The 15,266-nt window shown below is 71.4% G+C and carries 20 protein-coding genes; 7 read left to right on the forward strand and 13 right to left on the reverse strand.

Annotated elements, in window-relative coordinates; genetic code table 11:
• Positions 1–6: 6 nt before the first annotated feature.
• From AC5JJ1_RS13830 to AC5JJ1_RS13840, 3 genes are all read right to left on the reverse strand, one after another.
• On the reverse strand, positions 7–954 hold the full coding sequence (locus AC5JJ1_RS13830) for a 3-hydroxyacyl-CoA dehydrogenase NAD-binding domain-containing protein (protein WP_495785685.1): 948 nt from the start codon (positions 952–954) through the stop codon (positions 7–9).
• Positions 951–1,724: a crotonase/enoyl-CoA hydratase family protein gene (locus tag AC5JJ1_RS13835; RefSeq protein ID WP_495785686.1), complete on the reverse strand. Its 774-nt coding sequence runs from the start codon at positions 1,722–1,724 to the stop codon at positions 951–953. Before AC5JJ1_RS13835 ends, AC5JJ1_RS13830 begins: the two co-directional genes overlap by 4 nt.
• Before the next feature lie 74 nt (positions 1,725–1,798).
• Positions 1,799–2,269 (reverse strand): MarR family winged helix-turn-helix transcriptional regulator, encoded by a 471-nt coding sequence (locus AC5JJ1_RS13840; protein WP_495785687.1) that lies wholly within the window; start codon positions 2,267–2,269, stop codon positions 1,799–1,801.
• 56 nt (positions 2,270–2,325) lie between these two features.
• Here AC5JJ1_RS13840 and AC5JJ1_RS13845 point away from each other — a divergent pair, with 56 nt between their 5' ends.
• From AC5JJ1_RS13845 to AC5JJ1_RS13860, 4 genes are all read left to right on the forward strand, one after another.
• Entirely contained in the window at positions 2,326–3,504 is a 1,179-nt protein-coding gene (locus AC5JJ1_RS13845) for a 4-hydroxybenzoate 3-monooxygenase (protein WP_495785688.1), read from the forward strand.
• Between the two features lie 44 nt (positions 3,505–3,548).
• The gene (locus AC5JJ1_RS13850) at positions 3,549–3,908 is read left to right on the forward strand and encodes a DUF2946 family protein (RefSeq protein ID WP_495785689.1); all 360 of its coding nucleotides are present in this window, start codon (positions 3,549–3,551) and stop codon (positions 3,906–3,908) included.
• 39 nt (positions 3,909–3,947) lie between these two features.
• Positions 3,948–6,005, forward strand: coding sequence for a TonB-dependent receptor family protein (locus tag AC5JJ1_RS13855; protein ID WP_495785690.1), 2,058 nt, complete (start codon positions 3,948–3,950; stop codon positions 6,003–6,005).
• 118 nt (positions 6,006–6,123) lie between these two features.
• Positions 6,124–6,420 carry a hypothetical protein gene (locus tag AC5JJ1_RS13860; RefSeq protein WP_495785691.1) on the forward strand — a complete coding sequence of 99 codons (297 nt, stop codon included), beginning with the start codon at positions 6,124–6,126 and terminating at the stop codon, positions 6,418–6,420.
• A gap of 266 nt (positions 6,421–6,686) precedes the next feature.
• On the opposite strand, the gene AC5JJ1_RS13865 is transcribed toward AC5JJ1_RS13860, so the two are convergent.
• From AC5JJ1_RS13865 to AC5JJ1_RS13890, 6 genes are read right to left on the reverse strand one after another with little or no spacing between them, the layout of a single operon-like run.
• Positions 6,687–7,205, reverse strand: coding sequence for a chromate transporter (locus AC5JJ1_RS13865; RefSeq protein ID WP_495785692.1), 519 nt, complete (start codon positions 7,203–7,205; stop codon positions 6,687–6,689).
• A complete protein-coding gene (locus tag AC5JJ1_RS13870) occupies positions 7,202–7,780 on the reverse strand; it encodes a chromate transporter (protein WP_495785693.1) in 579 nt (192 codons plus the stop codon). Before AC5JJ1_RS13870 ends, AC5JJ1_RS13865 begins: the two co-directional genes overlap by 4 nt.
• A 42-nt stretch (positions 7,781–7,822) precedes the next feature.
• Positions 7,823–8,287, reverse strand: a complete 465-nt coding sequence (locus AC5JJ1_RS13875; RefSeq protein WP_495785694.1) for a GNAT family N-acetyltransferase — start codon at positions 8,285–8,287, stop codon at positions 7,823–7,825.
• Complete coding sequence (locus AC5JJ1_RS13880) at positions 8,288–8,755, reverse strand: YybH family protein (RefSeq protein WP_495785695.1); 468 nt, start codon at positions 8,753–8,755, stop codon at positions 8,288–8,290. It lies immediately after the preceding gene.
• Positions 8,755–9,279, reverse strand: coding sequence for a demethoxyubiquinone hydroxylase family protein (locus tag AC5JJ1_RS13885; RefSeq protein ID WP_495785696.1), 525 nt, complete (start codon positions 9,277–9,279; stop codon positions 8,755–8,757). Before AC5JJ1_RS13885 ends, AC5JJ1_RS13880 begins: the two co-directional genes overlap by 1 nt.
• The gene (locus AC5JJ1_RS13890) at positions 9,279–9,743 is read right to left on the reverse strand and encodes a disulfide bond formation protein B (protein WP_495785697.1); all 465 of its coding nucleotides are present in this window, start codon (positions 9,741–9,743) and stop codon (positions 9,279–9,281) included. Before AC5JJ1_RS13890 ends, AC5JJ1_RS13885 begins: the two co-directional genes overlap by 1 nt.
• A 101-nt stretch (positions 9,744–9,844) precedes the next feature.
• On the opposite strand from AC5JJ1_RS13890, the gene AC5JJ1_RS13895 reads away from it, so the two are divergent.
• From AC5JJ1_RS13895 to AC5JJ1_RS13905, 3 genes are read left to right on the forward strand one after another with little or no spacing between them, the layout of a single operon-like run.
• The gene (locus tag AC5JJ1_RS13895) at positions 9,845–10,471 is read left to right on the forward strand and encodes a glutathione S-transferase family protein (RefSeq protein WP_495785698.1); all 627 of its coding nucleotides are present in this window, start codon (positions 9,845–9,847) and stop codon (positions 10,469–10,471) included.
• A gap of 3 nt (positions 10,472–10,474) precedes the next feature.
• Complete coding sequence (locus AC5JJ1_RS13900; RefSeq protein ID WP_495785699.1) at positions 10,475–11,110, forward strand: glutathione S-transferase family protein; 636 nt, start codon at positions 10,475–10,477, stop codon at positions 11,108–11,110.
• Positions 11,111–11,126: 16 nt separating this feature from the next.
• Complete coding sequence (locus AC5JJ1_RS13905) at positions 11,127–11,492, forward strand: nuclear transport factor 2 family protein (protein WP_495785700.1); 366 nt, start codon at positions 11,127–11,129, stop codon at positions 11,490–11,492.
• Between the two features lie 207 nt (positions 11,493–11,699).
• On the opposite strand, the gene AC5JJ1_RS13910 is transcribed toward AC5JJ1_RS13905, so the two are convergent.
• The 4 genes from AC5JJ1_RS13910 to AC5JJ1_RS13925 all read right to left on the reverse strand — a co-directional run bounded on the left by AC5JJ1_RS13910 (position 11,700) and on the right by AC5JJ1_RS13925 (position 15,204).
• A complete protein-coding gene (locus AC5JJ1_RS13910) occupies positions 11,700–13,037 on the reverse strand; it encodes an alpha,alpha-trehalose-phosphate synthase (UDP-forming) (RefSeq protein WP_495785701.1) in 1,338 nt (445 codons plus the stop codon).
• Complete coding sequence (gene otsB / locus AC5JJ1_RS13915) at positions 13,034–13,777, reverse strand: trehalose-phosphatase (RefSeq protein ID WP_495785702.1); 744 nt, start codon at positions 13,775–13,777, stop codon at positions 13,034–13,036. Before otsB ends, AC5JJ1_RS13910 begins: the two co-directional genes overlap by 4 nt.
• Positions 13,778–13,838: 61 nt before the next feature.
• Positions 13,839–14,051, reverse strand: coding sequence for a hypothetical protein (locus AC5JJ1_RS13920; protein ID WP_495785703.1), 213 nt, complete (start codon positions 14,049–14,051; stop codon positions 13,839–13,841).
• Between the two features lie 103 nt (positions 14,052–14,154).
• Positions 14,155–15,204, reverse strand: a complete 1,050-nt coding sequence (locus AC5JJ1_RS13925) for a DUF4214 domain-containing protein (RefSeq protein WP_495785704.1) — start codon at positions 15,202–15,204, stop codon at positions 14,155–14,157.
• Positions 15,205–15,266 lie beyond the last annotated feature (62 nt).

The following is a 15,266-nucleotide window of genomic DNA, read 5'->3' on the forward strand; positions in this document are numbered from 1 at the left end:
GCGGCGTTAGGGCAGCGCCCCTGCCCTGCCCTTCCGCGTCAGCAGGTCGAGCAGCAGCGCGTCGCGCTGGCGAACCATTTCCGCCTCGTCGCGCCCGGCCAGTTCCGCGGCGACGCCCTCGGCCACCTGTGCGCCAAGCGCCGGGTCGACCGAGAGCTGGCCGAGGTCGCGCCACATGCCCTCCGTCGCCTGCCAGAGCGGCTTCCCGAAGAGCGCGCCGATGCCGCCCGGCCCACCCGACAGATGCAGGTTGAGGAAGGGCCCGAGCAGCGCCCAGCGCAGTCCCGGTCCGTGCGCGATGGCGGCATCGATATCCGCCACGCTGGCGACGCCGGCCTGGACGAGGTGGAAGGCCTCCTGCCACAGCGCCGCCTGCAGCCGGTTGGCGACATGGCCGCGAACCTCCCGCCGCAGGTGGATCGGGTGCTTGCCCATTGCCCGGTAGAAGCCGAGCGCCTGCTCCACCGCCGCGGCCGAGGTGGCGCCGCCGCCGGCCACCTCGACCAGCGGGATCAGGTGCGGCGGGTTGAAGGGATGGCCCAGAACCACCCGCTCCGGATGGCGGGTGCAGGCATCCTGGAACTCGCTGACAGTGATGGTGGAAGAGCTAGTGGCGAGGATCGCGGCCGGCGGCGCGGCATCGAGGGCGGCGAAGAGCTCCCGCTTCAGCGCCAGCCGCTCCGGCCCGTTCTCCTGCACGAATTCCGCTGCCTCCACCGCCTCCTCGGGCGAGGCGCAGAAGCGCAAGCGCCCGGGCGAGGCGCCGGGGGCGAGGCCCATCGCCTCCATCGCCGGCCATTGCCGGGCGATGGTCGCGCGCAGCGCCGCCTCGGCGCCGGGCGCCGGGTCGCTGGCGGTGACGTCGAGGCCGCGGGCGAGGAAGCAGGTCGCCCAGCTCGCCCCGATCACGCCGGTGCCGATGATGGCGGCGCGCCGGATGGAGGGCTCGCTCATGCCGAAGGATCCACCACCTTCGCGCCGCGCCTGGCGACGAAATCCTGGAGCCGCGCCGCCGCCTCCGGCCCGGTCTGGGCCAGCGCGGCCATCATGCTCTCGACGAAGAGCCCGTCCTCCTCGCTCATGTCCTGGATGCGCGGCAGGGCCTGCAGCACGCCGAGCACGGTGAGCGGCGCCATCCCGGCGACCTTGGCCGCCAGCTCCGCCGCCTTCTCCAGCGCCTGTCCTGGCTCGACCAGGTACTGGGCGAGGCCGGCGCGCTCCGCCTCGGCGGCGGAGAGCACGCGGCCGGTCAGCATCATGTCCGTCATCCGCACCGCCCCGAGCAGCCGCGCGACATGCACCGAGGCGCCGCCGCCGACATAGATGCCGCGGCTGCCCTCCGGCAGGGCGAAGAAGGCGGTGGCGTCGGCGACGCGCAGGTGGCAGGCGCCGGCGAGTTCCAGCCCGCCGCCGACGGTCGCGCCATGCAGCGCGGCGATGGCCGGGATCGGCCCGCGGCGGATGACGGAGAAGGCGGCATGCCAGGCGCGGGAATGGTGGAAGACCTCCGCCGGCTCGCGCGCCTGGTGTTCGGCGAGGTCGAGCCCGGCGCAGAAGCAGGGGCCATGGCCGAAGAGCACCATCGCCCGCGCCTCGGCCTGGGCACGGCGCGCCGCGGCCTCGATCGCCCGGAGCAGCGCCTCGTTGATGGCGTTGCGCTTCTGCGGGCGGTTCAGCCCGATCCAGGCGGTGCGGTCGCGGAGCTCGTAGGTGACGTCGGTCATGCGGCCCTGCCTCCCGGAGCGGGGTTGCGCCGATTATTAAGCAGCATAATAATCCCCTCAAGGGGAAAAGCGTCTCAGCGATGCAGGAGCTTCCGCAGCAGCATCACGAACTGGCCGCGCTCGGCCGGGGTCAGCGCCGCGGCGAAGCCGGCATCCGTCTCGCGGTGGGCGCGGTCCATCTCGCGCCAGATGCGGCTGCCGGCCGGGGTCGGGTGGAGGAGGCTCGCCCGCAGCTCCGCCTGGTCCGCCTCGCGCCGCACCAGCCCGGCGGCCACCAGCCCGTTCACCAGTACCGCGACGTTGGAGGGCTTCACCCGCAGCTCCTCGGCGATGGCGCCCGGGCGGATGCCGGGATTGGCGACGATCAGCGCGAAGACGGAGAAGCCCGCCGGCGTCACCCCAAGGCCGGCGAAATTGCGGTGGAATTCGTCGAAGGACCGGAGCTGGGCGAGGCGGACGAGGAAGGCCGGGCTTTCCGCCAGGGAGGAGGTGATTGCATTCTCCCGGGGCGGGGCGATCTCGGGCTCGGGGACGGGCTTCGGCATGGCGCCGGTCTATCGCGGAAGCCTTGCCATCGGAAGCCCGGCAGGAGAAGAGAGGTATGATGCGCACACAGGTCGGGATCGTCGGCGCCGGCCCTGCGGGGCTCCTGCTCTCGCTGATGCTGGAGCGGCGGGGCATCGCCTCCGTCATCATCGAGCAGCGCGAGCGGGCGGCGATCGAGGCGACGATCCGCGCCGGCATCCTCGAGCAGACGACCGTCGACCTGATGGCGGAGCTCGGCGTCGACGGCCGGCTGCGGCGGGAGGGCGTGGTGCATCACGGCACCATCCTGCGCTTCGGCGGGCAGGACCACCGCATCGACTTCGAGGCGCTGACCGGCCGCGTCGCCACGCTCTACCCGCAGCACGAGGTGCTGAAGGACCTAATCGCCGCGCGCCTCGCCCAGGGCGGGGAAGTCCTGTTCGGCGCCCGCGTCACGGAGGTGGCGGGCGTCACGACGGAGCGGCCGGTGCTGCGCTTCACCGATGCCGAGGGCGCGGCGCAGGAGCTGCATTGCGACATGGTGGTCGGGGCCGACGGCTCCTACGGCGCCTGCCGCCCCGCCATCCCGGCCGACAGGCGGCGCGACTTCCTCCGCATCTACCCCTTCGGCTGGTTCGGCATCCTCTGCGAGGCGCCGCCCTCCTCGGAGGAGCTGATCTATGCGCGGCACGAGCGCGGCTTCGCCCTCATCAGCAGCCGCACGCCGGAGGTGCAGCGCATGTACTTCCAGTGCGACCCCAACGACAGCGTCGACAATTGGTCCGACGACCGGATCTGGGCGGAGCTGCAGGCGCGCGTCGCGGGCGAGGACGGCTTCCGGCTGAAGGAGGGCCGCATCTTCCAGCGGAACATCGTGCCCATGCGCAGCTTCGTCTGCGAGCCGATGCAGTATGGCCGCCTCTTCCTCGCCGGCGATGCGGCGCATGCGGTGCCGCCCACCGGGGCGAAGGGCCTCAACCTGGCGGCCAGCGATGTCTGGCACCTCGACCGCGCGCTCGGCGCCCACTTCGCCGGCGAGGGGATGGCGAAGCTGGAGGCCTATACGGCGACGGCGCTGCGGCGCGTCTGGCGCGTGCAACATTTCTCCTGGTGGATGACCTCCATGCTGCACCGCTTCGAGGGCGCCAGCGAGTTCGACGAGCGGCGGCAGCTCGCCGAGCTCGAGCATGTCACCACCTCCCGCGCCGCGGCGACGGCGCTGGCCGAGACCTATGTCGGCATGCCCTATGCCTGAGCCGCCGGGGTGACAGGCCGCTGCCGATCCGGCATAGCGGTGGCATGACCCGCCGCTCGCCCCTGCTGACGGCGATGCTGGCCCTGTTGCTGATGCTGCAATGGGGCCAGGCCTTCGCGCATTGCCTGGCGGCGCTTGGGTCTGGCACGGGCATCGAGATCTGCACGGCGGATGGCATCCGCATCCTGCACGTCGATGCCGATGGGCAGCCCGCCGGACCGGCCGGGGCAATGCATGACAGCTGCCCGGTCTGCCCCGGCGGCGAGGCGCCGGCGGCGCCCGAGCCCGGCCTTCCGGCGCTGCGCATCGCCTATGCGCCGGCGCCCGCCCCCAGCCGCGCGGGGCTACCGCCCGCCCCGGCCCGTGCCCCGCCGCAGCAGCCGCGAGCCCCGCCCGCCGCCTGACGTCAGCGCCCATCCCGCTCTCGTCAGGAGTTTCCGATCATGCATTCGCTTCCCCGCGCCACGCGGCGTGCCCTGCTGCTGGCCGGCCTTGCCGCGCCGGCCCAGGCCCAGACCACCCTCCCCGACCTCGTCGTCACCGGCCAGGCGCCGGGCTCGCCGACCGCCCCCTCCGTCGCCGAGCAGCGGGAGGCGCTGGAGCAAACCCCCGCCGCCGTGCGCTTCGTCGACGGGCGGGAGGTCGCCAACCGCTACGCCTTCACCCTGCGGGACGTGCTGGCGGATACGCCAGGCGTCTTCGTGCAGAGCCGCTACGGGCAGGAGCTGCGGCTCTCGATCCGCGGCTCCGGCATCGCCCGCGGCTTCCACCTCCGCGGCATCGAGGTGCTGCAGGACGGCGTGCCGGTGAACCTCGCCGATGGCAGCGGCGACTTCTACCAGATCGACCCGCTGGCGGTGCGCTCGGCCGCCGTCTATCCGGGCGGCAATGCGCTCGCCTTCGGCAGCTCGACCCTGGGCGGCGCGATCAATTTCGTCACGCCGACCGCGCGCACGGCGTTGGAGGCGAACAGCCTGCGCGCCGAGGGCGGGAGCTACGGCACCTGGCGGCTTTCCGGCCAGGCCTCGGCGGTCCTTGGCGACTGGGATGCGCTGGCGGCCGGCACCGTCACCCATTCCGACGGCTGGCGGCAGCACAGCCGGGGCCAGTACGAGCAGTTCAACGCCAATCTCGGCTACCGCATCAATGACCGGGTGGAGACGCGTTTCTACGCCGGCGCCTATATCGTGCGGCAGCTCCTCCCCGGATCGCTCGCCCTCTCGGATGCGCTGAACCGGCCGCAGATCGCCAATCCCAGCGCCGTCAGCGGCAACCAGGCGCGCAACATCTGGGCGGAGCGCTTCGCCAACCGCACCAGCATCCGGCTCGATGCCGGCCAGGTGGATGTCGACAGCTGGATCATCCACAAGCGGCTCTACCACCCGATCTTCCAGGTGCTCGACCAGGACGGGCTGACCTGGGGCATCGCGCCGCGCTGGACGCAGCGCTACGAGCTGGCGGGGCTGCGCGGCGAGCTGGTGCTCGGCGGGCGCTATTTCGCCGGCACCAACGACGCGCTGCAGTATGTCAACATCCGCGGCTCGCGCGGGGCGCTGACGGCGAATGGCGTGCAGCGGGCGCAGAACTACGAGGCCTTCGCCGAGAACCGGCTCTGGGTGCTGCCGACCATCGCCCTCGTCACCGGCGCCAAGGCGCTGCGCAACGAGCGGGACTACGAGAACCGCTTGAACGGGCAGAGCTTCAGCCGCGCCTATGAGGGGCTGAACCCACGGATCGGGGTGCTGTGGCAGCCGCGGCCGGCGGTGCAGCTCTTCGCCAACCTCACCCGCAGCCAGGACGTGCCGGATTTCTCCGACCAGCTGCAGACGGTGAACAACCGGCCCTTCTGGGTTCCGCTGCAATCGCAGCGCGCCTGGACGGTCGAGCTCGGCACCCGCGGCCGCTACGAGGGCTATGGCTGGGACCTGGCGCTGTTCCGCTCCAACATCCGCGGGCAGCTGCTGCAATTCACCGTCGACCCGAGCATCCCGGCGAGCACCTTCAATGCCGGCAACACGGTGAACCAGGGCGTGGAAGCCGCGGGCTATGTCGACCTCGCCCGCGGCGCCGTCGCGGCCGGGGACCGCGTCACCCTGCGCGGAAGCTGGACCTTCAACGACTTCCGCTTCCGCGCCGACCGGCAGTATGGCGGCAACCGCATCGCCGGCCTGCCGCCGCATGTGCTGCGGGCGGTACTCACCTATGCGGCGCCGGAGGAGCGTGGCTTCGTCTCGCCGGTGCTGGACTGGGTGCCGGAAGGCGCCTGGGCGGATTACGCCAACACGCTGCGGGCGAACCAGTATCTCAAGATCGGGCTCGAGGCGGGGCTGCGCGTGGCGCCCAACCTCTCGCTCTTCCTCGATGCGCGGAACCTCACCAACAAGCGCTATGTGAGCGACCTCGGTACCATCCAGAACGCCAGGGCGGCAGGGGCCAATACGGCGGTCTTCTACCCGGGCGAGGGGCGGAGCTTCTATGTCGCGGCACGCATGGGTTTCTAGAGCAAACGCCGATTAGGTGGAATCACCTGACCGAAGTAATTTGCTCGATCAAACAATGAGCTAGAGCGGGCTCCGTGAGCCTATGCGAACGGAAACCGCGCTAGAAGCCTGCCCGGGCATGATGGGCATTGGCCGGCTTGTTGCCGTGCACCGCCCGAACCTTTGGGAAATGCGGAGCAACGAGCACCAGGCAGGACTGCCTGCCCTCAGGCGGAACGACCGAATGGTGCCGGGCACCCCCAGGCGGCTGGCAGTGCTGTTGAGGAACCGAACCGCTTCGCGGCGTTTATGCACGGCGACCGTGGAAATCGGTCTCCATGAGAATCAGTGGAGCATTGGCATGAACAACATCATCTACATCGTCGGTCTCGTCGTCGTGGTCGTCGCGGTGCTGTCTTTCTTCGGGCTGCGGTGAATACGTAAATCCCAGGTTGGGCTGCAAGCGCTCGCGTTTCGGCTGCAAGATTTGCCGATGCGCCGATGGTGGACCGGGTGCTCGCGCGACGCTGATCGAAGCGTGGCCGAGCACGGCTCCGGCTTGATCGCCCAACAGCCCCGCCTCGTCCGCGACGGCCAAGGGCATGGCACTCTTTTCGAAGCCATGATCCCTATCGTCTTGGACAAGCCATCCATCAAACGCGTCGCCCAACCCCGGCACCGCTCCCAGGCGCCGCGCGGCGGTCAGCCGAGAAAGACCGCCCCCAGCATCCCACCCCCGGCCAGCACCCAGAGCGGGCTGTAATTCGTCCGCCAGACGAAGAGGGTCGAGGCCGCGACCACGACGAGCGGCATCACGCCATGGCTGTGCGAGGCCTCGGCCATGGTGATGCCGGCGGCGAGGATCAGCCCGATCGCCACCGGCACCAAGCCGCCCTGGGCCGGCTTCAGCCAGGCGGCACCGCGCAGCCGCTGCATCAGCCCCGCCATGCACCAGGCGAGGATGGCTGCCGGCACCAGCATGCCGAAGGTCGCCGCCGCCATGCCGCCGGCGCCGCCGATGCGCCAGCCCATCACGCTGGCGACAAGGATGTTCGGCCCCGGCGCGGCCTGGGCCAGGGCGTAAAGCTGGGAAAAGGTCGCATCGTCCAGCCAGCCGCGCAGCTCCACCAGCTGGCGGTGCATCTCGGGCAGCACCGCATTGGCGCCGCCGATCGCCACCAGCGACAGGATGGAGAAGGTGAGGAGGATCTGCAGGATCACCGCGCCGCCCCCCGGATCAGCCCCGCCCGCCAGAGCGAGAGCGCGATGGAGATCGGCCCCAGCACCAGCACGACCACCGGCAGCGGCAGGCCGAGCCAGGCGGCGCCGAGGGTTGCCAGCAGCAGGATGGCGAGCGCCTCCGGCCGCAGCTTCAGCTTGCCGGCCATCTTGAAGGCGGTGCCGATCACCATCCCCGCCGCGCCGGCCGCGATGCCCGCCATCACCGGCGCCACGGCCGGGAGCTGCCCGTAGCGGTCATAGAAGAGGCACAGCAGCACGAGGATGAGGAAGGGCGCGCAATAGAGGCCCGCGGTGGCCAGCAGCGCGCCCGAGAGGCCGTGGAAGCGCCGCCCGATCATCACCGCCGCATTGCCCACATTGGGCCCCGGCAGCACCTGGCCGAGACCGAGCACCTCGGCATAATCCCGCTCACTCAGCCAGTGCCGCTCCTCGACGATGACGCGCCGCGCCCATGCGGCGACCCCGCCGAAGCCAAAGAGGCCGATCTTGAGATAGCCGGTGAAGAGCTCGGCGGGACCGGGGATGGTGGTCATGGGCGGCGGGGCTTCGGGCAAGGCAGCTCTCCGGGCGGTCGCGCCATGCTCGCGCCGAACCGCCTACGGGTCCAGGCGCCGCCGCATCAGCGTGACCTCGCGGCCCTTGTCCTGCTCGAGGCCGACGCGCTCCCAGCCGAGGCGGGCATAGAGCGGCTCCGCCGTGCGGGTGTAGAGCCAGAGCTCGGCGACCGAGGCGGCGCGGGCGAAGCCCTCCACATGGCGCACCAGCGCCGAGGCATGGCCGCGCCCGCGATGCTCCGGCAGGACGAAGACGCCGGCGAGCCAGGGCGTCAGGTCCGGGCGGGAGGGCAGGTCGTCAGGCGCGAGGCTCGCCGTGCCGACCGGACGGTCGTCCTCGAACAGGACGAAGCTGTCCTCCGGCCCCCGGGCCGGCGCCTGGATCAGCGCCGTCATCGCCTCCACGGTCATGCCGCCGGGCTCACGGTGAAATGCCTCCACCACCCAGCGAGCGACCAGCGGGGCCAGCTCCGGCTGCTCGGAGACGGCGAGGATGCTCGTGGCCATCTACCGCGCCTTCACCGCCCGCCGGCCATGGCTGTCCTGCGGCACGCCGCGCTGCAGCGACATGTGGCTGTGGACGCCGACCCAGCGCCCGTCCTTCTGCCGCGCCAGCACGATCGTCGCCCGCCCCGGCCGGGGGAAGGGCCTGCCGTCCGGGTGGAAGCCGGTGCTGTCCCAGGGGGTGATGGCGACCGCCATCGCCCCGTCCGGCGAGGCCAGCACCAGCGTCTGGCCGAGGTCGAAGGCGAAGCCCTCCGTTCGCGGCCAGACATTGTCCCATTGCGTCTCGGTCCAGGCCTGGCGGCTGCGCACTAGCTCCTGGTAGGTGCCGAAGATGACGATGTTCTCGTGCCAGAAGGGATAGGCGGCGGCGTAGTCCACCTCCCGCACGCAGGCGGCGAAGCGCCCCAGCCAGTCCCTCACCGCCGCGGTGGTGGCGGCATCGGCTTCCGGCAGGGGCAGCGTGTCCATCAGATCTTCTCGCTCACCTTGATCGCCACCTTGCAGCCGGCCTTGATGGCGGCGCTCAGCAGCCGGTAGGCGGGCGTCAGCTCCGCCTCGTGCTCGATGCCGATATCGCGGTGCTCCAGCTCCTCGGCCCGGAACTGCACGATATGGGCGCGGAGCGCCGCCTCGTCCTCGCCGAGGGCGGCTTCCTGCGCGCCGTAATGCTCGTCGATCGCCTCCTCCACCGCAACGGTGCAGGCCATGGCAGCACGGTGGCCGAGCATGGCGGTCGCGGCGCCGAGGGCGTAGCCGGCGACATGCCAGACGGGCAGCAGCGCGGTCGGGCGCACCCGCCGCTCCGCGATCAGGCGGGAGAAGGTGTCGAGATGCACCTGCTCCTGCTCCTGCATGTGGCGGATCAGCCCCTCCCATTTCGTCCCGCGCAGGACGTCGAGCTGGCCCTGGTAGATCCGCTTGGCGCCGTACTCGCCGGCATGGTCCACGCGGATGGTCTCCTCTACCATCCGCCGGTCGGTCTTCCTCGTCATCAGCGTGCTCCTCTCCGCATCCAGATGGCGGCCAGGACGGAAAGGCCAAGCGCGTAGAGCAGGTTCATCCCCGCCATCGAGACCGGCAGGCCGGGGATGAGGTAGGTCGGCGCGTCGCAGGGCTTGGAGGGGGCGGCGGCCAGCGAGCGCATCAGGTCCTCGACGCTCGCCCCGCCCGCGGCGCGCGGCGCCTGGCAACCGGCGAGCGGCGAAGGCCACCAGCCCTGCTCAACCCCGACATGGAAGCCGGCGATCGCCCCCGAGGCCAGGACGGCGAGCACCGCGAGCAGGGCGAGCGGCCGCCGCGCCCGGGGCAGCAGCGCGGCGGTGAGGGCCAGCGCCGCCGCCAACCAATAGGGCGCCCGCTGCCAGGTGCAGAGCTCGCAGGGGGCGATGCCCCAGATGTCCTCGCTGGCGCGGGCGAAGAGCGGCGCGGCGACGGCGGAGAGGGCAAGGGCGAGCATGGCGAACATCCCGCCTGTGTGGCGCCGCCCGGCCTCCGGCGCAACTGGACCGCCGCACACGGCCCGAATAGGGTCGCGCCGGGATGGGGGGATGCACGCCGATGCTGAGGCTCTGGGGCCGCACCAGTTCGAGCAACGTCATGAAGGTGCTCTGGCTCTGCGAGGAGCTTGGCCTCGCCCATGAGCGGATCGATGCCGGCGGCGAGTTCGGCCGCACCACCGAGCCGGGCTACCTGGCGATGAACCCGAATGCCAAGGTCCCGGTCATCGAGGAGGCGGATGGATTCTCGCTTTGGGAGAGCAACTCCATCCTCCGTTACCTGGTCGCCGCGCACGCCCCCGGCAGCCCGCTCCACCCCGCCGCGCCGCGCGCCCGCGCCGATGTGGAGCGCTGGATGGACTGGCAGCTCGCCAGCCTCAGCGGGCCGATGACGACGATCTTCTTCACCTATGTCCGCACGCCCGAGGCCGAGCGCGACCACCAGGCCGCTGGCCTGGCGCGGGATGCGGCGGAGGCGCTCTGGGCGATGGTCGACCGGCAGCTCGAGGGCCGGGACTATGTCGCGGGCAGCTTCACCCTCGCCGATATCGTCCTCGGCCCCTACCTGCACCGCTGGTCGGCCCTGCCGGTCGCGCGGGCGCCGATGCCCCGCCTCGAAGCCTGGTATGCCCGCCTCCGCGAGCGCCATCCGGGCTTCGCCACCCATGTCGCCGTCGAGATGCGCTGAGCCATGGACCACCCGCTGATCACCGTCTGGGGCCGGGCCAATTCGGTCAATGTGATGAAGGTGCTCTGGTTGCTGGACGAGCTGGCCCTGCCCTTCCACCGCATCGATGCCGGGGCCGCCTTCGGCCGCACGCGCGAGCCCGAATACCTGGCGATGAACCCGAACGCCACGGTGCCGACCCTCGTCATGCCGCACGGCTACGTCCTGTGGGAGAGCCACGCGATCCTCCGCTACCTCTGCCGCACCCAGCCGGGTGGCAATGCCTTCTACCCGGAGGCGCCGGAGGCGCGGGCCGATGCCGAGCGCTGGATGGACTGGACGCTCGCCTCGATGAACGAGCCGATGCGGGTGATCTTCTGGACCTTCGTGCGCACGCCGCCAGCGCAGCGCGACCTCGCCGCGGCGGAAGCGGCACGCGCGGCGGCCGAGCGGCTCTGGCGCATCGCCGATGCGGCGCTGGAGGGGCGGGACTTCATCGCCGGCAGCTTCAGCCTCGCCGATATCGCCCTCGGCGGCTTTTTGCATCGCTGGTTCCAGCTGCCCATCGCGCGGCCGGACCTGCCGCGGCTTCGCGCCTGGTACGACCGGCTGTGGGAGAGGACGCCCTACGGCACCCAGGTGGCGGTCCCGCTGAGCTGAGATAGGGATCATCCGAATGGCGAGCATCGAGGCGGGCTTGGACGAGGAGACCCTCTGGGCGCTGGAGGAGCGTTTCTGGCTGGAGGGTTCCTCCGTCTATGACGACCTGCTGGACCCGGCCTGCCTCATGGCCTTTCCCGGCATGGGCGTGATGCGCGCGGCCGACATTCTCGACAGCCTCCGGCAGGCACCGCGCTGGGCCTCGGTGGCGATGACCGGCCGGTCGCTGGGCCGGGCCGGCGATGCCGTGCGGGTGCTCGGATACACCGCCGAGGGCCGCCGCGACGGCGCGGCGCCCTATCGCTGCCACTGCACCTCGACCTACCGCGCAGAGGGCGAAGGCTGGCGGCTGGTGCAGCACCAGCAAACCCTGGCGGGCTGACGCGGGCCCGCGACGGCGTGCGGCCTCCGCAGGCATGACGGCGGACGGTCCGAGGGACTTGCCCGATCGGCCAACAAGCCAGGGCGGGTTCTGGAGCCGAAGCGAACGGACGCCGCTCCAGGACGGCTTCGTCCGGAGGCGTCGCCCTGCCCTGTCATCCACAGCCGGGAGCATGTCCGGCGAAGCGGGCGAGCCGGAGGAGATGCCCTAGCCTTCGAGTGCCGCCAGGAAGGACTGGCCCCAGGCCCGGGCACTGTCCTCCCAGACGGCCGGGCGGTTGGCCTGCCAGCGCGCCACCCGCTCCTCCCGCGGCATGGCCAGCGCGGCGTCCAGGCTTTCGGCGATCTCGTCCGGGTCGAGCGGGTTGACCAGCAGCGCCCCCGGCATCGCCGGCGCCGCACCGGCGAAGCGGGAGAGCACCAGCACGCCCGGATCCGCCGGGTTCTGCGCCGCCACGTATTCCTTGGCGACGAGGTTCATGCCGTCCCGCAGCGGCGTCACCAGCCCGACCCGGGCGAGGCGCATGAAGCCGGCGAGGACCGGCCGCGGCACCGGCCGCGTCATGTAGCGGAGCGGCACCCAGTCCGGCTCGGCGTATTGCCCGTTGATGCGGCCCGCCCATTCGTCGAGCTCGCGCCTGAGGCTGCGATACTGCGCCACATCGCCGCGCGAGACCGGCGTCACCTGCAGGTAGGTCGCCCGGCCGCGATTGGCCGTGAAGCGCGCCAGCAGCTGGGCATAGCCGGCGAAGCGCTGCGGCAGGCCCTTGGTGTAGTCCAGCCGGTCGACGCCCATCACCAGGGCGCGGCCGACCAGGCTCTGCTCGAAGCGCCGCGTCTCGGCCCGCGTCAGGGCGCGCTCGGCCAGGCGCAGGAAGGCCTCGGCATCGATGCCGACGGGGAAGGCGGCGACGCGGCCGGCGGCCTCGGCCTGCCCCACCGTCTCGAGCGCGGCACGGAGATTGGCGGCATCGTCCTCGGTCTGCACGCCGATCACGTCATAGGCGGCGAGGTCGGTCAGCAGCTCCTCCGCCCGCGGCAGGGCGCAGAACAGGCCGTAGGGCGGGAAGGGCACATGCAGGAAGAAGCCCTGCCGTTGCCGGCAGCCGAGCCGCCGCAGCTCCCGCCCGAAAGGAAAGAGGTGGAAGTCGTGCGTCCAGACCAGGTCGTCCGGCCGCAGCAGCTGGGCGAGGGCGGCGGCGAAGGCGGCGTTCACCGCCCGGTAGCCGGCATAGTCCTCGCGCTGGAAGCGGGCGAGGCCGAGCCGGTAGTGCAGCGTCGGCCAGAGCACGGCATTGGCGAAGCCCGTGTAGTAGCGCCTGTAGTCCTCCCGCCCCAGGTCGAGGGTCGCGTAGGTCAGCTTGCCCTGCACCACCTCGGTCGGCCGCGCCGCGGTGGCCTCCGCAGTCTGGCCGGACCAGCCGAACCACATCGCCTCGCGCTGGGCGACGGCATCCTGCAGGGCCACCGCCAGGCCACCGGCCGTGGCGCCGCGGTCCTTGGGGTTGGGGACGCGGTTGGCGACGATGACGAGGCGTTGGCTCATCGCCCGGACGCGGCCTCGGAGAGCCATTCGCGCAGGACCTGCGGGGTGCCGAACATGTCGTCGAGCCGCCAGCCCTGGCCGCCATAGCTGCGGGCGGCCTCCATCCCGTGCTCGTCGGTCACGTCGTCGCCGATGAAGATGGGAAGGCGGCCGACGAAGGGCGCACGCGCCATCAGCGCATGCACGGCCGTGCCCTTGGAGGCGCCGCGCGGCCGCAGCTCCCAGGCCATGCGGGCCTCGAGCAGGTCGAAGGATCGGGGGTCCTGCGCGACGAATCCGGCGAGCAGGTCATGCGCCGCCCTCTCCGCCTCTGGCGCCAGGCGGTAATGGATGACGAAGCCATGCGCCTTGTCCTCGACCAACGCGCCGGGATGGCGGGCAACCAGCGCATCGGCAGCTGCCCGCCACTCGGGCGGCACGGCGGCGAAGCGTGGCAGGACGGGCGGGGCGAAAGGGTCCGGGCGCAGCGAGGCGCCATGGTCGCCCGCCTTCGGGATGGGCACCGGCAGGAACTGATCCAGGGCGGCCAGCGCCCGGCCGCTGACGATGGCGAGCGCCCCGCCGAGCCCCTCGGTCAGCCGCAGCAGCAGGGGCGGCAGATGCTCCGGCACCACCACCGCATCGGGGCGCGGCGCGATCTCCACCAACGTTCCGTCGAAGTCAAGAAACAGCGCAGCATCGACGATGGGCCCCAGGCCGGGGACGCGGGGCGGCGGCGGCAGGGTAATAAGATCAGGCATGCGGCCGGAACAAGCAGAGTTCGCGGCAGCGGTTGCGTCACGGCTGCGTGAGTCCGACCTGTCAAGCCGCGGGGCGATGCGTCTCCAACTGCCACAGGGCGAGCGCCGGCGGCATCACGCCGAGGATCAGCCAATGCACCAGCGCAGCCTGGCGGGTCAGCCAGCCGCTGTCCCACAGCACGACGCAGATCAGCTGCAACGCCAGCATCCACAGGATGGCGATGGCGAGGGCAAAGGTTTCGAGGTGCCAACCGCCTTGGGAGTTGCCGCGCATGCCCTGCCGTCCTGCTCCGGGGTTCGGCCTTCCGGTGGAAGGCTGGAGAGGGCGGGATACACGATATCGCGATAAAACTCTCTCAAAAACGTGATCCAAAGGGTCAGGCGAAGGTGATGCCGCCCTCGATCAGCGGCAGGGTCTTGTTGATGAACTCGGTGCTGTCGGCAAAAGACTGCAGCAGCTCGACCCGGCTGTGGCCCGCATTCATGTAGCCGAGCCAGGCGTCGTAACCGCCCTGGTCCGGCTCGCGCCCCAGGGTGTTCTGGTAGAGCAGCCGGACATAGCCGGCACTGTCGACGCTCGGGTACCGCGTCTGGAACTCGAGGCTGGCGGGGAAGGCCGCCGCCAGGTCGGACAGCGCGTGCCCGGACTTGGCGTAGTTGGTCCAGGCCTGCCAGCCGCCTGCATCCGGCGCCCGGCCGAGCGCCGCATAGTAGAGCCGCGCCACCCCCGCCCCGGTCTCGTCGAGATCCCAGATGCCGTTGGTCCAGAGGCCGGCGGTGCGGCTGTAGTGCTCGGCACTTTCGGAGAAGGCGGTGAGCATCTCGACCTTGCTGCGCCCAGCATTCATATAGCCTGTCCAGGCGTCGAGCCCGCCCTGGTCCGGCTCGCGCCCCAGGGTGTTCCGGTAGAGGAGGGTGACGAAGCCCGCATGGCTGACCGAGGGGTAGCGGGCGTTGAACTCGGCGCTGGTGACGAAGGCCTGGGCCAGGTCGCCGATCGAATAGCCCTTCTGCACGTAGCCGGTCCAGCTGTTCAGCCCGAGCGTGTCGGCCGAGCGGCCGAGGGCGGCGAGGTACATGCGCGACACCTGCCCGATGGCATCGCCCGGGTCGAAGACCAGCCGGCCATCGGCGAACTGGATGCTCTCCATCCCGCTGAAGCTGTCCACCTCGGTGCCGCGCGTCAGCGTACCAGCGATGTTGGTGGCCCGGTAGGCGACGTTGGTGGAGGAGACCAGGGTCGCGTCGCTGAGCCTGGTGGTGGTGGCGGCGGTCCACAGCTTGCGCGGCAGCTCCATGACCATGACGTCGTTGCCGGCGGCGCCCGTCAGCAGGTCGCTGCCGGCGCCGCCGCGCAGGACATAACGGCCGCTGTCGCCCGCGCTGATGGTGTCGTCGCCGTTGCCGCCGAGGAGAGTGGCCTGCACCGGGCCGGCGGCCGAGACGGAGATGACGTCGTTCCCGTCCCCGCCATCGGCGGTGAAGGCGG

The sequence above is a fragment of the Belnapia sp. genome (assembly GCF_059504005.1).